12 protein-coding genes are annotated in these 15,044 nt (G+C 55.1%); all 12 read left to right on the top strand.

The genetic code is table 11. The features are described 5' to 3' along the window. The 12 genes from ACJ8IP_RS17020 (at position 1) to queF (ending at position 15,020) form a co-directional block, all read left to right on the top strand. Complete coding sequence (locus ACJ8IP_RS17020) at positions 1-1,656, top strand: GMC family oxidoreductase (RefSeq protein ID WP_033644658.1); 1,656 nt, start codon at positions 1-3, stop codon at positions 1,654-1,656. Then, positions 1,653-3,071, top strand: coding sequence for a cytochrome c (locus tag ACJ8IP_RS17025; protein ID WP_164106423.1), 1,419 nt, complete (start codon positions 1,653-1,655; stop codon positions 3,069-3,071). Before ACJ8IP_RS17020 ends, ACJ8IP_RS17025 begins: the two co-directional genes overlap by 4 nt. Before the next feature lie 232 nt (positions 3,072-3,303). Beyond that, entirely contained in the window at positions 3,304-4,506 is a 1,203-nt protein-coding gene (locus ACJ8IP_RS17030; protein WP_164106426.1) for a lactonase family protein, read from the top strand. A gap of 1,024 nt (positions 4,507-5,530) precedes the next feature. Next, positions 5,531-6,826, top strand: coding sequence for a lysine N(6)-hydroxylase/L-ornithine N(5)-oxygenase family protein (locus tag ACJ8IP_RS17035; RefSeq protein WP_042785378.1), 1,296 nt, complete (start codon positions 5,531-5,533; stop codon positions 6,824-6,826). A gap of 50 nt (positions 6,827-6,876) precedes the next feature. After that, positions 6,877-7,761, top strand: coding sequence for an ATP-grasp fold amidoligase family protein (locus ACJ8IP_RS17040; RefSeq protein ID WP_033651313.1), 885 nt, complete (start codon positions 6,877-6,879; stop codon positions 7,759-7,761). Between the two features lie 615 nt (positions 7,762-8,376). Then, on the top strand, positions 8,377-9,291 hold the full coding sequence (locus ACJ8IP_RS17045) for an alpha/beta hydrolase (protein ID WP_164106430.1): 915 nt from the start codon (positions 8,377-8,379) through the stop codon (positions 9,289-9,291). Between the two features lie 416 nt (positions 9,292-9,707). Continuing rightward, positions 9,708-10,118 (top strand): GNAT family N-acetyltransferase, encoded by a 411-nt coding sequence (locus ACJ8IP_RS17050; RefSeq protein WP_019453029.1) that lies wholly within the window; start codon positions 9,708-9,710, stop codon positions 10,116-10,118. Between the two features lie 27 nt (positions 10,119-10,145). Continuing rightward, the gene (locus tag ACJ8IP_RS17055; protein WP_033644646.1) at positions 10,146-10,835 is read left to right on the top strand and encodes a helix-turn-helix transcriptional regulator; all 690 of its coding nucleotides are present in this window, start codon (positions 10,146-10,148) and stop codon (positions 10,833-10,835) included. A 20-nt stretch (positions 10,836-10,855) separates the two neighbouring features. Continuing rightward, positions 10,856-12,157 carry a cytosine permease gene (locus tag ACJ8IP_RS17060; RefSeq protein ID WP_089192636.1) on the top strand — a complete coding sequence of 434 codons (1,302 nt, stop codon included), beginning with the start codon at positions 10,856-10,858 and terminating at the stop codon, positions 12,155-12,157. Between the two features lie 534 nt (positions 12,158-12,691). Then, positions 12,692-13,306: a helix-turn-helix domain-containing protein gene (locus ACJ8IP_RS17065; protein WP_033644644.1), complete on the top strand. Its 615-nt coding sequence runs from the start codon at positions 12,692-12,694 to the stop codon at positions 13,304-13,306. Continuing rightward, positions 13,307-14,203 (top strand): queuosine precursor transporter, encoded by an 897-nt coding sequence (locus tag ACJ8IP_RS17070; protein WP_033644642.1) that lies wholly within the window; start codon positions 13,307-13,309, stop codon positions 14,201-14,203. It abuts the gene before it with no gap. Next, positions 14,181-15,020: an NADPH-dependent 7-cyano-7-deazaguanine reductase QueF gene (queF, locus tag ACJ8IP_RS17075; RefSeq protein ID WP_046687812.1), complete on the top strand. Its 840-nt coding sequence runs from the start codon at positions 14,181-14,183 to the stop codon at positions 15,018-15,020. Before ACJ8IP_RS17070 ends, queF begins: the two co-directional genes overlap by 23 nt. Positions 15,021-15,044 lie beyond the last annotated feature (24 nt).

Consider the following 15,044-nt stretch of genomic DNA (forward strand, 5'->3'; position numbering starts at 1 on the left):
ATGAAAAAACCGGTATTCACGGCTGATGGCGATGCCTCGGCCGATATTGTCATCGTCGGCTCGGGGATCGTCGGCGGCATGATGGCGGACCAGTTGGCCGGCCAAGGCTATTCCGTGCTGGTATTGGAGGCGGGCCTGCGTATCGATCGCGCGCAGGCCGTCGAAAACTGGCGCAATATGCCGTTTGATAACCGTGCGGGCTCCGATTTTCAAGGCTTGTACCCGCAATCAGCCTACGCCACCGCGCCGCTCTATTTTCCGCCAAACGATTATGTCGCGTTAAGTGGCCCAAGCGCGGACAGCTTTAAGCAGGGCTATTTACGCACCGTGGGCGGCACGACCTGGCACTGGGCGGCCTCCTGCTGGCGCCATCTGCCAAACGATTTCAAAATGAAAACGCTGTACGGGGTTGGCCGCGACTGGCCCATCGCCTATGACGATCTCGAGCCCTACTACTGCCGCGCGGAGGAGGCGATTGGCGTCGCCGGCCCAAACGATCCGGCCAAACAATCGCCTTCAGCGCGCAGCAAGCCTTATCCCATGGATATGGTGCCCTGGGCCCACGGAGATACGCGCTTCGCCGAAGTGGTCAACCCGCACGGTTACCGCTCCGTACCGATCCCCCAAGGGCGCAGCACGCGACCATGGCAGGGGCGGCCCACCTGCTGCGGCAACAATAACTGCCAACCTATCTGCCCGATTGGCGCCATGTATAACGGCATCCATCACATCGAACGCGCCGAAATGAAAGGAGCGCTCGTGCTGGCGGAAGCGGTGGCGTACAAAATCGATACCGATGGACAAAATCAGGTTACCGCCGTGCATTGGCTGGACAACCAAAAGCGGTCGCACAAAGCCAGCGCCAGCGCGTTCGTCCTGGCATGCAATGGCATCGAAACCCCGCGCCTGCTGTTGATGGCCGCCAATGCGCAAAACCCGAATGGGATCGCCAACAGCTCCGATCAGGTTGGCCGCAATATGATGGATCACTCCGGCTTTCACTGCACCTTCCTGGCGAAAGAGCCGCTGTGGCCTGGACGCGGCCCGGCGCAGAGCAGCTGTTTGGTCGGCCCGCGCGATGGGGATTTCCGCAAGCATTACTCAGCCAACAAGATGATCCTCAATAACATCAACCGCGTTTTGCCGGCTACGCGCCAGGCCCTGGCGCAGGGCCTGGTGGGGAAAGCGCTGGATGACGAGATCCGCCGCCGCGCGGCGCACGGCGTCGATTTGTCCATCAGTCTGGAACCGCTGCCCGATCCCAATAACCGTCTGACGTTGAGCGCAACGCGTAAAGACGCCCACGGTTTGCCTTGCCCGGACATTTACTATGACGTGGGGGACTATGTGCGAAAAGGGGCTGAAGCGGCGCACCGGCAGCTCAAGCATATTGGCCAATTGTTTGATGCCGATGAATTCAACATCACCACCAGCCTGAATGCCAATAATCACATTATGGGCGGCACCATCATGGGCAACGATGAGAAAAATTCCGTGGTGAACGGCGATTGCCGTGCGCACGATCATCCGAACCTGTGGCTGCCCGGCGGTGGCGCCATCCCTTCAGCCAGCGTGGTGAACAGCACGCTGACGATGGCGGCCCTGGGCCTTAAAGCGGCGGACGACATTGCCCGCAAACTGGCGGTGAAATCATGAGAAAACCTGCAAGGATAGCCTGGCTGGCGCTGCTCCTCGCGGCGGGCGGCGGCTCGGCGTTCGCCGCCGACGAAGGACCGTATTTCAGCGCCGAGCTGATTGAAAAAGGCGAGCGGCTCGCGGTGGCGGCGGACTGCCAGGCCTGCCACACCCAAACGGGAGGCGGCGAGCGATTTGCCGGCGGTTACAGCATCGCCACGCCGGTAGGCGTGATTTACACCACCAACATCACCCCCGACAAGGAAACCGGCATTGGCCGCTACAGCGAAGCGCAATTCGCCCGCGCCGTGCGTGAAGGCATTCGCGCGGACGGCACCCCGCTGTACCCGGCAATGCCTTATACGTCATACGTCAAATTAAACGACGAGGACATTCACGCGCTGTACGCCTACTTTATGAACGGCGTCGCCCCCGTCGTTCAGCACAACAGGCGAACCGAACTGCCCTTCCCCTTTAACCTGCGCTTTATCATGCCGGCCTGGAACAGTTTGTTTCTGGAAGAGGGGCATTTCAGCGCCGACAGCAGCGAAGATGCGCAATGGAACCGCGGCGCCTACCTGGTCAACGGCCCTGGACACTGCGATACCTGCCATACGCCGCGCAACGTGTTACTGGCTGAATACAGCGGGCAACCGCTTTCCGGCGCCATGGTCGGCAGTTGGTATGCGCCCAATATTACTTCCGACCCGATCAGCGGCATTGGCGGATGGAGCCGGGCTGAGCTAATCCAGTATTTGAAAACCGGGCGCGCGGCGGGAAAAAACCAGGCGGCGGGGGGCATGGCGGAAGCGATAGAAAACAGCCTGCAATATTTGTCGGACGACGATCTGGCCGCGATTGCCGCTTACCTGAAAAACAGTCCGCCGATCAGAGATCGACGCGATACGCGGCCGGCAGACAGCTTTGGCAAGCCGTTCAACGTTGAACCCGAGCTGCGCGGCGCGCATCCGCCGACCGCCAACGAGACGGTGATTGACGGCGCCGCCTTGTTCAGCGGCAACTGCGCCAGCTGCCACCAACCCGACGGCAGCGGCAGTCAAAACCAGGCCTATCCATCGCTGTTCAACAACACGGCGACGGGCTCGCGCAATCCCTCCAATCTGATCTCGGCCATTTTGTTCGGCGTCGAGCGCCGCGTCGGGGATCAACATATCCTGATGCCGAATTTCGGCCCGCAATCCTATGTCAATCCCTTGAACGACCAGCAGATTGCGGCGATCGGCAACTATGTCTTGCAACACTACGGCAACCCCGCGGCGCACGTCACCGTCGAAGACGTTGCGACCCTCAGACGAGGAGGCCCGGCGCCCTTGCTGGCCGAGATGCAGCCCTATATGGCCCCGGGGTTGGGCGGCGGCGCGCTCGCGCTATTGGCCGCCATCGCGTGGCGGGTGCGCAAACGCCGCGGCGCGTGATTCACGCCAATTAAAGCTCCCTACGCTGGCGGCCGCAGGGAGCTTGTCTGCCGGCGCGCAAGGCTCTGATGCCATACGCCAATGATGTGCTAAAAATAGGCCCCGCCGGCGTTTTGCACTATTTTGGTTATGTCTGCCTGTTCATTCCGGGCGGTGCCTCGCTACGACGATAAACCCTGTACACCGTTCGCCTCGGTCACAAAACACAGTCAATCACGCCAGGAGCCCGACCATGAAAAACGCAACGTTCCCCAACATCGCCAAGTTTTCCTTTCTGTCTTTATTATTGCCGGCCTGGGTCACCCAGGCCGCTCCCCCGCAGCCGCAGCCGGGCAGCACCGCGCAAATCGTTTTGATTGGCACCTGGACAGGGGAAAGAGACGGCGATCGGGTTCAGCCGCCCGTTTATCCCAGCCAGGGGATGTATCGGTTGGCGCTCAACGAAGACGGCAGCCTGCTGCCATTGAATCGCATAAAAATGGACAGCCCTTCCTGGATAGTTCTGAGCAAAAATCGCCAATTTGCCTATACCACCAATGAAACTCAGCAAGGCCAAATCAGCACGCTCAGGCTCGGCAAAGGCGGCGACCCGCAACGCATCAGCGGCATCGACTCGCAGGGACAAGAGCCGACGCATGCCGCCATCAGTCCAGACGGGCGCTACTTATTGGCCGCCAATTACTCCAACGCCCCCGGGCATGCCAGCGTCATCGTGGCCCCCATTCTCCAGAACGGTGAACTCGGCGAGGTGCTGCAGCGCTTTCCCTTCACCAAGGGCTCAGAGGCCGTTGCCGAGCGGCAAGCCAGCGCCCATATTCACTCCGTCAACTTCACCCCCGACGGGCGCATGATGTACGCCGCCGATTTGGGCGGCGACATCATTCATGCCTTCTTCTACGACGCGGCAAATAAGGCCGCGCCGTTCAGGCTCGCGCCGGATTACGATTTGTCGTTTCCACCGGGCACCGGCCCGCGACATATGATCTTTTCCGCAAATGGCAGATTCGCCTACGTGATCAGCGAAATGTCGGCGAATATTTTTGCCTACCAGATTAATAACGATCGGTTGGAGAACATCCAGACATTAGCGCTGACGGAAAGCGCCCGCGCGGATGCAAAGGGCGGCGGCGGGCTGGCGTTTTCCCCTGACGGAAAATACCTCTATGCGAGCAATCGCCAAAAAACCAACGAAATCGTGGGTTATAAAATTAACCCGGAGAATGGCAAACTCACGCTGATTGGCCGCACGCTTTCCGGCGGAATCGAACCGCGCGCTTTCGCCTTCGATAAAAGCGGAAAGTTTCTGCTAATCGCCAATGTGTTTAGTAATAACGTTACCGTATTACAACGCGATCTGGATACCGGCGAATTATATGGCAACGGCGTAAGCGTCCAGATAGGTACGCCAACTGACGTTAAATTTATCCACGAGTAAATTATTGCTGCGGCAATCCGTTTGTCGCAGCGCCAACATCGATTCTCTTGCCCACGAGCGCCATACTTTACCCCATTCCCATGGCGTTTAACGTTCAGGTAATGAGAATCATCATCAGCGGCAAAGGAATTATAAAAGAGAAACGCCAAAACAATTCAAACCGGGTTGATATCATGGCGGCTACATTCAGGCAAGTTCCGGCGGCACACGGATATCCTTGCACGTCACGCCGTCGCTGAACCTAAACGAACCTAAACGTCGAACTGTCGGCCAATCGGTTTTTAATTGGCGCTTTTCCAACGTCAACAGGCGCCTCTGTATATAACATGAACATTCACTCATTGAAATTAATGCATATAGGGATAATTTCCCGCCATACAGGCCCGCAAACAACAAAACTGGGCGCATTGGCCGATGTGAAAGCGGATACCCCCATGCCGCCCAGACGCAATAGCTCTCGCATCCAAAAGATAATAACACATTGAATACAATGATAAAAATACCATCAAAACGGCCTAATTTCATAATTTCACTTTAATTTCATCTTTTCAAAAAGCGCTCAACGCCTAATATCATGTTATTTCACCTTCCCAGAATCCCTTTTAACGCTATTCTAAGCAGCGAATACCTGATTCAAGAAACACAAGCCGAACGCAGAACGGCGTATACACGTTAACAGTCAATAGTCGATGCCAATCCCATGCGGCTTATCCTCTTTGCGGAGTGTCGTTTACATGGAATGATGAACGCGGTTTCTAAGATTATTGCTTAAGAATATTAATTAAACACATACGCAAACTTTCGCAGGGACTTTCATGGAAAGAAATACACCCGTAGCCTTTACCTGATGTGCTACCGAATTCTAAACGGGCATTTAAAAATGACGCATTTTTAACCCGCATATCTTTTAATTATTTTTAATTCATGTCGTTTACTTATAAGAAAAAGGCAGCCTGGTTGCTATAAGCCAACCCCTTTGCAGCCGTATTTCTGGGTATTATTCTCATTATACTGGAGCTTATTAATGAATCAGCGTTTCGATATCATCGGTATTGGCCTTGGCCCGTCGAATCTTAGCCTGGCGGCCTTAGGGAGCGAAATCGAGGGATTTACGGGGCAATTCCTTGAGCGCAAACCTCATTTCTCCTGGCACCCGGGCATGATTTTGGCTGACTGCAACATGCAAACCAACTTTTTAAAGGATTTGGTGAGCGCGGTTGCCCCAACCAATCCCTACAGCTTTCTCAACTATCTGGTAAAAAACCGAAAATTCTACCGTTTCCTGACGACCGAACAGCGTACCGCATCGCGTGAAGAGTTCGCCGATTACCTCACCTGGGCCGCAAGCGGGATGGGATCGTTGGCGTTCAATCAAGACGTTCAGCGAGTCGAGTTTGACGATCGGCAACGCCAGTTCGTGGTGACCACCTCACGGGAGGTCTTCCACGCCAGACACGTAAGTATCGGTATTGGCAAGAAAATAAAGTTACCTGATTGCGTGACGGCGCAAAACGATCGCTGTTTCCACGCCAGCGAAATGATGCTGCGCAACCCTAATCTGGCAGGCAAACGCGTGGCGATCGTCGGCGGCGGCCAGAGCGGCGCCGATCTGTTCCTGAATATTTTTAAAGGGGAATGGGGGCAGCCGGAACAACTCGACTGGATATCGCGGCGCAACAATTACAACGCGCTTGATGAGGCGGCCTTTGCCAATGAATATTTCACGCCAGATTACGTCGAGAGTTTCTACTCACTGGACAGCGCGGCCAAGCGGCATATGCTGGCCGAACAAAAGATGACCTCAGACGGCATCACCAGCGAGTCGCTGCTGGCCATCTATCGCGCCATGTACCACCGCTTCGACGTACTGCGCGAGAAATTATGGGTGCGCCTGCTGCCCAGCCGTTCGCTGACGGCCGTAAAACACACGCTGGATAACGCCTACCAACTCGAAACGCGTCATCATCTCGATCACGGCGAGGAAATCTTCAAGGCGGACGTGGTGATCTTTGCTACCGGTTATCAATCGGCGACGCCTGAGTTCCTTGCGCCTCTGGCCCACCGACTGTTGACCACGGCGGACGGCGAGTACCGCATAGCCCCGGACTTTACCTTTGAGTGGGAAGGCCCGGCGGAGAACTGCTTATTTGCGATGAACGCCAGTATGCATAATCACGGCATTGCCGATCCTCAGCTGAGCCTGATGGCGTGGCGTTCGGCCCGCATTCTTAATCGGGCGTTAGACCACCAGCCATTTGATTTGGGAACAACGCCGACAGCCATTCAATGGCGCAGTGAAGGCGCGCCACCCGCGTTTTAAATACAAGAACGTCTTAATCATTGTCACTATGCTTTGATGGAATTACGTATATGAAAAGACAAATAAACAAGTTCATTATGAATCAGTTGGCCGTATTGGCCCCCGAATTCAAGGCCAGGTTGATCTACAAAAGAGCATTTGGCAAACCGCTGAACTTGCAGGCGCCATCGACCTGGAATGAAAAAATCAATCACCTTAAGTTGAATGACTACAGTAAAAATGCCTTAGTCACTCAATGCGCAGATAAATATGCGGTTAGAGAGTACATCAAGGCAAAAGGATGTGAAGAGATCCTAAATGAGCTGTACTTTGCCTGTGATTCGGTACAGGAGATCCCATGGGAAACGCTGCCTGAGAAATTTGTCATCAAGGGGAATCACGGCTCAGGATATAATTTAATTTGCCAGAATAAACAATCGTTGAACATTAAAAGCGCCTCCCAGCTGATCGATGGCTGGATGAAAGACGATTACTGGAAAACCTATGTAGAACTCAACTACAAAGGGATACAAAAAAAGATCATTGGAGAAAAGTATATCGAATCGGCCAATGGTCACGGGCCTGAAGACTATAAAATTTATTGTTTTCGCGGTGTGCCTTACTGCACCTTGCTGTGCGTCGGCAGGGATACCGGGACGCCGAAATATTACTTCTTCGACAAAGATTTCAAGTTCCTTTGCTATAGCGAGGACTGCCTGGCGTTGAGCCAGGAGGAGATAGACGCCTTCGTGAAACCGGAGGGATACGATGAGCTGTTTGAGTATGCCGCTCGCTTGTCGGCGCCCTTCGAGTTCGTGCGCGTTGATTTCTACATCTCTCAGGGCCAAATCATTTTCGGTGAGCTGACCTTTACCCCCTCGGCCGGGCTGGATACGGATATTCTGCCACCGACCGATGTTTTGCTTGGCAAGATGCTGACGCTGCAACAGCACTGATTATCATCAACAAAAGGCGGCGCAATTCCCCTGCGTATCCATCAAACAGGAGATACCGGCCGGCGTTTTCGCAGGCCGCCCGCCGGTATCTCACTGTGGGGCGGCGGGCCGGCACCGCCCCGCCGCCTGCGCTTTATCCACAGCGGAGTGGCTTGCACCGCCAACGGGAACGTTCCCCCTTGGGCGACATAACCCTTTGAAAAACAATGGCATTAGAACATTAATAAGAATCGTTTACATATTTATAATAAAATGTTCTATATGTATAGGAAGCTATAATATAAGATACCGGAAAGTTTCCCTGGTGTTGTTGTGTGTCTTTGCCCTATTTTATAGGGCTTTTTTTTCGCTAACACCCATTGATGATTGAGTGTTTTTGCACCCATCAGCAGATTATCCCCTCCAAAAAAACATAATCATTTCTAATTAATTGTAACCCTTCTTATTCCTGACTTGCCAATAATAACAATGAGTTGCTATTAACCCTGCGAAGCATCAGGCAGCCACCGCCTGATCCCGGCCGCACTTCGCCACTGAAATACCCGCCCGAAGGAGAGGTTTTTACTGGGCGCGTACCGATGCTAATATCGGCCTTTTTCGAGGACGCTGCCCCGCATGTTATTGTCTCACCGGCATTTTATCTGCACGCTTCTGGCGCTCGCCATCGGCTTTTGGTTGCCGACTGCCGTGCAGGCCAGGCCCGATCTGGAACGCAGGATCGGCGTGACCGTCGCCGATAGCGACTCTGCGGATTACCGCTTCAGCGATCTGCGCTTCACCTCCGCCGATGGTCAACGGCGTTACCGCGTCCGTATCGCCCAGCCGCGTCGGGCGCCTGCGCCTGACGGCTATCCGACGATTTATTTCCTCGACGGCAATGCGGTGCTGATGGAGCTGAACGCCAGCTTACTGGCCAGATTGGCGACGGCGAAGCGGCCACCGGTGCTGGTGATGATCGGCTATGACAACGATCTGCGCATCGATGCCTCCGGCCGCGCCTACGACTATACGCTGCCTCTGCCGACGGGCATGAAGAAACCGCCGCAGGGGGGCGGGGGCGCGGAGGCCTTCCTGCAATTGATGGAAACGCGGATCAAACCGGCGATCGCCGCCAAACTGGCGGTCGATCCGCAGCGGCAAACGCTGTGGGGCCATTCCTACGGCGGGCTCTTCGTTCTGCATACGTTATTCACCCATCCCGCCGCCTTCCAGCATTATATCGCCGTGGAACCCTCGCTGTGGTGGGGCAACGGCATGATCCTGCAAGAGGCGCAGCAGTGGGCGGAACGGCATCCGACGCCGGCGGCAAGGCTGCAGTTGTGGGTGGGTCTGGCGGAGCGCGATCGCGCGGCCCCGCCCGGCGTGAAGAGCCCTGCACTGCCGGCGAACGCGGCGCAAATGCTGGCGGAACGCCTGGCAAAGCTCGACGGTCTTACCGTCGGCTATCGGGAGTGGCCCGGCTTGGGACACGGCGCCATGCTGGGTGCCGCCATCGAGCCGGCACTGAACAGCGTGGCATATGAAGACTAAAGGAGGGTATCGACCGCATTTTCATCGGCGGCTCATATCTTCTGATAAGAAGAGCGTTTAATATCTGAGACAGCGCGCAGTCATCGCGGAACGGATGCGCAAAAACAAAGTGGCTCCCCCGTCGGCAAGTTAGCTTGCTCTATCCGGTGGAGCCATACAGTACTGCAGTTTTCCCTGTGGGGCCCTGGTGAGGCGCAAGTAGGAAAAGATGGTGTTGGCAGGGCATTTCAGCGTTTTAATACTGCCTGTTTCGCTATTTTCTTCACCCTGTGATGCTTACTATAAGCGCCCGCCTGCACGGCGGAAAAGGGTGAAAACCACCCTTGAAATACATTAATAAAAGTGATAATAGAAGCGGTTGGGGCGAAAGCGTCTAGTTCATATTTGAATAATTAAATCAGGGAATTATATTAAAAATGAATATTAACATCACCGACAAACCCAACCCGCAGGATGAAGAGTTCGTTATCGACAGCCTCTGGGCGCACAACCATAAAACCCAGCCCGTAGACATTCACCCGCTGTTCCTGACCGTCACCGACGACAACCAGCAGATCGTCGGCGGTCTGGTCGCACGTACCTGGTGGGGCGGCCTGGAAGTACAGTATCTTTGGGTCGGCGATCAATGCCGCAAAAGCGGTTACGGTCGCCAACTGATGCAGCTGGCCGAAGAAGAAGCCCGCAAGCGCGGTTGCCATATGGCCTACGTCGATACCTTCGATTTCCAGGCCAGAGGCTTCTACGAAAAACTGGGCTACCGGGTCTATGGCGAGCTGGGTGACTATGCGCATCGCCATACCCGCCATTACCTGGCTAAAAGCCTGTAACGCGGCCTGAGCGGCGCAGAGGTGGGTATGGGTTCATCGCATAAAAATAATGAATCTTATTTCAAGGGCCTCATCACCATGATGGAGCACCTGAGCGAGCCCTGGGGCATCAAAGACCAGCTGTCCCGCCACCTCTATATGAACCGCGCCGCTTATCTCTATACCAATACGCCGCTGAATTTCGACGTCGCCGGAAAATATGACCACGAATTCCCCGCCGACTGGGCCGATTCCGCCGCCGACTTTATCGAGCATGACAAGATGACCGAAGCGGCGCGCGATCGGGTCACGGTCATCGAGACGCACTACTGGTATGGCAAAGACAGCCTGACGCCGTTTATCAGCGAAAAGCTGCCGGTCTACAACGATGACAAACAGGTGATCGGCGTGATCTGGAACGCCAAGCCGATGAACAGCCTGTCGCCGCTGAAATACATCAATCAGCAAAAACCCAGCATCTTGACCACCGAAGTTAACAACGAGCTGTTCACCCGCGCCGAGCTCGATGTCATTTTCCTTATGCTGCAGCGATTTACGGTGAAAGAGATCGCCAAAATCTATAACGTCAGCAATAAGACCATCGAAAACCGCATTTATAATATTTACCAGAAGGCCAACGTGCATACTCAGCAACAGTTTGAAGAGTATTGCAAATACGCCAACCTGGATAACTACATTCCCGATCGCCTGATAACCAAGGGCATTCAGTTTATTTGAACCGCAAGGAAGATCTCACCGTGATAAAGATCGAAGATTATCCGCTCACCCGGGTGCCGCAGGATAAAAGAGTCTCGTTTTTAAGCGTGGCCATCGTGCATATGGGCATGCTGACCGCGTTGGACCAGTTCATGCTCGGCGCCGTGCTCGGCAACTCCATGACGCTGATTGACGCCTTCACCGCCATTTTCGTCGGCAGCCTGATCTTCGGCGTGGTGACCTATGGGCTTGGGATGGCGGGCATGCGCGAAGGGATTTCCGGCAGCCTGCTGGCGCGCTGGTGCGGCTTTGGCCGCCTGGGCTCGGTGCTGATCGGCGTGGTCGTGGCCGTCAGCCTGCTGGGTTGGTTCGGCATTCAAAACGCCATTTTCGCCAAGTCGCTCGATTTCGCGCTCGGCAATAAGCTGGGCTTTGGCCTGGCCGCCGGGCTCTCGGGCACGCTGTTGACCATCCTGGTGGCATTCGGCTTCAAGGCGTTGCGCATCGCCGCCCGTATCGCGGTGCCGATGTTCATTATTCTGGTGGCCTATATTTCAGTGGCCGCGCTTTCCGGCCATAACCTGCAGGAGATCATCCAGCTGGCGCCGCCGGGTGAACCATTGACCATCAGCGCCGGCATCACCATCGTCGTCGGCGGCGCCATCGTGGCCAGCCTGATGACGCCCGATCTGACCCGTTACTCCAAAAACGGCAAACACGTGCTCGGCGTTACGATCTTCACCATCGTCGCCGGCGAGTTCGTGGTGAATGGCCTGGCTATCCTGATCGCCAAAACCCTGGGCACTGCGGATGTGGTCACCATCATGTCGCAAGCGGCCGGCGGCGCCGGTTTGCTGGTGGTGGTGTTTTCCACCCTGCGCGTCAACGATCTCAACCTGTACTCCTCTTCGCTGGGCATCGTCAACGCGGTGGAAGGCATCACCGGCAAAAAGCTGAAGTACACCTACACCACGTTGGCGATCGGTATTCTGGGCACCACGCTGTCGGTGCTGGGCATTCTCGACCGCTTCGTCGACTTCCTGACGGTGCTTGGCGTGGTCTTCCCGCCCATTATCGGCATCATGCTGGTGGACTATTACCTGCTGCGCAGCCACCGCAAAATCCTGGACGAGAGCCGCCGTACGGGCCAGTTGCCGAACGAAACCCCAACCATCGGCTGGGCGGCGATCGTCGCCAGCATCGCCGGCGGCGCCGTTGGCCTGGCGACCGAATGGGGCGTACCGACCATCAACTCACTGGTGGCCGCCAGCCTGCTGTATTGGGTGCTCAAACTGGCCTTCAGTCGGGCGCAAAAACCCCTGGCCTCGCAGAAGTCGCTCTGATTTTCGCACAGGCGTTAACGCACTCCTCCGATGATGGGGGAGTGTTTTATTGCTCGCAAAGTGCGGAGTTCAGCGCAAAGGAATAGGCCGATCGCGCAGACAAACGGCCGTGGTGATGAGGGTCCCTGGTGTCGGTAGCAAGCTATCCATTATGCTCAGAGTGCGGGAACATCCCCCTCTGAGCTTTTTATTATAAAAGTCGTTAGCTTCAGTGTTTTGATCGTAAAGAAAAACTTCAGCTTGCATGAACAGTAGCCCATGAAATCGCCTTTGGTCAACATAAAAGTGAACATAAAATTGGCTTTTGTGTTCACTTTTCCATAAGCAAAAGCTAATCAATTGATTTGCACAGCTTTATCATTTCCCCAAACCGCCTTCCGCATCCACGTCGCCCGCCCCCCGCCAAGCCGCTGACAGAAAGCAATAATTAACGAAAATAATCAGTCTGTTATCCTACTCCCTGCGCCTTTTTATCTGGACAACGCCAACGCGTAAGATATAGTGAAGCCAGCGTAATGTTTGTAAGGACAGCCTATGAAAACCCCCAACGCACAGCGCAAAATCAACATCATTAAAAATATTGAATATCTAATGCGTACCCGCGGTGAAACCAAGGCTTCCTTTTCCAACCGCAGCGGCCTGACGCGCACTACCCTATACAAAATTCTTGATGGAAGAGTGAACAACGTTCAGCAATCCACCGTTAATCGGATTTCCGATTTTTTCGGTGTCTCCTGTGAAGAGATCGAAGACTACGATCTGGAAAAACTGGAGCTGCTCAACGAAACGTTGTCCACCGAAGGCAACAAGAACCCTTCCGCCATTCCGGTGATCCCGCAGTCGCGCTATCTGGCCGTCTCGCAGCGCAAGATCGGGCAACTGGTCACCGAGTTTCCTTTGACTTATTTCTTCGGCGATGAGTCGAACATGTTGGCAATGAAAATAGAGACCGAAATTAAAGGGTCATTCATTCCGGGCGAAGTCATTATCATCAAACGTCCGCCGGTACTGATTTGCGATTCACCTTTGCTGTATCACTCGGGAAAAAGCGGCTTCTTTGTGGTTGACGACAAAGACAGCGAAAGCATGGACAAACGCCTTCAGGAGACGGTGCAATTCCTGGGTTATATCGTTGGAGAAAGGTTATAAATGGAACCGAATCAGAAGTTCAAGCTGTTGGGCTTCACCCGACATGGCACCATCGCGGCCAATGTCATGGTATTGGCCACCGGCAAAACCATTACCATGGGGCTCAATGAGCTGGCCGACAGCGAAATATCGGAAGATCTGAGCCGGCACGAGCTGCAGGCGCTGTACCGTAAACTCTACGGCGACAATCAACAAAAAACCGCCTATGAGCTCAGCGATCGCCATGAACGTTCCTGGTACGCCTACCTGATTATTACCGTGGCGCTCAGCGTGATTTATATCTTCTCGACGCTGTGCGGCGTCAAGCCGATCCAAATTCCGGTGCTGAATCTCATCACGCCGCCGGCGATCTTCATCTATCCGCTCACGTTCATCCTGGTGGACATTCTCAACGAGTTCTATGGGTTGCGGCTGGCCAGACGCACCATCATCATCTCGTTCATCGCCAACCTGACCTTCGTCCTCGGCGTCTGGGTGACGACGCTGGTGCCGAGCATTCCACAGTGGGAGTACAGCGAGACCTACAACGGCATCGTTCACAGCATCATGGCGGTGCTGGTGGCCTCTTCGGCGGCCTATCTGATCTCCGAGAACGTCAACTCCTATCTGCTTTGCAAGATCAAGGAGTTGACCAACTCCCGCTACCTGTTCGTGCGCGTGATCACCAGCACCGTAATCGCATCGGCCATCGACAGCGTGGTGTTCTGTACGCTGGCGTTCTACAACGTGCTGAGCTGGGACATCATCAAAACCATGATCCTGTCTCAGTTCCTGATCAAGGTGGTTTACGCCCTGCTGGGCGTCGGGCCGATTTACGCCACCCGCAGTCTGTTTAACCGCTACATCAATACCGAACAAGCAAAGGGCAATGAATATGCATATCCAAAAGCAAGATAAGATCACCCATCTTGGCGCGAACTCCGATTATCCGGACCAATATGCTCCCGCATTGCTCGAAGCCTTGCCGCGCGCACGCGGCCGCGATCTGATCGGCGTGGACGAACGGCGGCTGCCGTTCAGCGGCTTTGATCTGTGGACCGCCTTCGAGTTGTCGTGGCTCAACGGCAAGGGCAAACCGGTGGTGGGCATCGGCGAATTTACCTTCCCGCACTCTTCTTCCAACCTGATCGAATCCAAATCGTTCAAGCTGTATCTCAACAGCTTCAACCAAACGCGCTTCGACAGCGTGGAACAGGTGAGCGCCGCCATGCAGAAGGATCTGTCGCAGGCGGCCAATGGCCAGGTCACCGTCAAGCTCTATCCGGGTTTGGAAGGTTATCCGGCTCAGATCGATCGTCTGCCGGGCATCAACATCGACGATCTGGATATCGCGGTCGACGACTTCGCCTTCAAACCGGAATACCTGAGCGGCGCGGCCGATCAAGGGGAGCACGTAGCGGAGACGCTGTCTTCCAATCTGCTGAAATCCAACTGCCTGGTCACCAACCAGCCGGACTGGGGCAGCGTGGTGATCCGCTATGAAGGCCGCAAAATCGATCGCGAAAGCCTGCTGCGCTACCTGATCTCCTTCCGCCAGCACAACGAATTCCACGAGCAGTGCGTCGAGCGCATTTTCAACGACATCAAGCAGAGCTGCCGCCCGGAAAAACTCAGCGTGTTCGCTCGTTACACCCGCCGCGGCGGCCTGGACATCAACCCCTTCCGCAGCGATTTCGAAACGGCGCCGACGCTCGGCCGCCTGATCAGACAGTAAGCCCCATCCCCCAATGCTCCCGCC

The organism is Serratia sp. CY52157, assembly GCF_052168495.1.
Classification (GTDB): Bacteria; Pseudomonadota; Gammaproteobacteria; order Enterobacterales; family Enterobacteriaceae; genus Serratia; species Serratia ureilytica.

Excerpts from the sequence above, each read along its gene's own strand:
- ACJ8IP_RS17020 (WP_033644658.1), top strand. The coding sequence starts at position 1 with ATGAAAAAACCGGTATTCACGGCTGATGGCGATGCCTCGGCCGATATT.
- ACJ8IP_RS17025 (WP_164106423.1), top strand. The coding sequence starts at position 1,653 with ATGAGAAAACCTGCAAGGATAGCCTGGCTGGCGCTGCTCCTCGCGGCG.
- ACJ8IP_RS17030 (WP_164106426.1), top strand. The coding sequence starts at position 3,304 with ATGAAAAACGCAACGTTCCCCAACATCGCCAAGTTTTCCTTTCTGTCT.
- ACJ8IP_RS17035 (WP_042785378.1), top strand. The coding sequence starts at position 5,531 with ATGAATCAGCGTTTCGATATCATCGGTATTGGCCTTGGCCCGTCGAAT.
- ACJ8IP_RS17040 (WP_033651313.1), top strand. The coding sequence starts at position 6,877 with ATGAAAAGACAAATAAACAAGTTCATTATGAATCAGTTGGCCGTATTG.
- ACJ8IP_RS17045 (WP_164106430.1), top strand. The coding sequence starts at position 8,377 with ATGTTATTGTCTCACCGGCATTTTATCTGCACGCTTCTGGCGCTCGCC.
- ACJ8IP_RS17050 (WP_019453029.1), top strand. The coding sequence starts at position 9,708 with ATGAATATTAACATCACCGACAAACCCAACCCGCAGGATGAAGAGTTC.
- ACJ8IP_RS17055 (WP_033644646.1), top strand. The coding sequence starts at position 10,146 with ATGGGTTCATCGCATAAAAATAATGAATCTTATTTCAAGGGCCTCATC.
- ACJ8IP_RS17065 (WP_033644644.1), top strand. The coding sequence starts at position 12,692 with ATGAAAACCCCCAACGCACAGCGCAAAATCAACATCATTAAAAATATT.
- ACJ8IP_RS17070 (WP_033644642.1), top strand. The coding sequence starts at position 13,307 with ATGGAACCGAATCAGAAGTTCAAGCTGTTGGGCTTCACCCGACATGGC.
- queF (WP_046687812.1), top strand. The coding sequence starts at position 14,181 with ATGCATATCCAAAAGCAAGATAAGATCACCCATCTTGGCGCGAACTCC.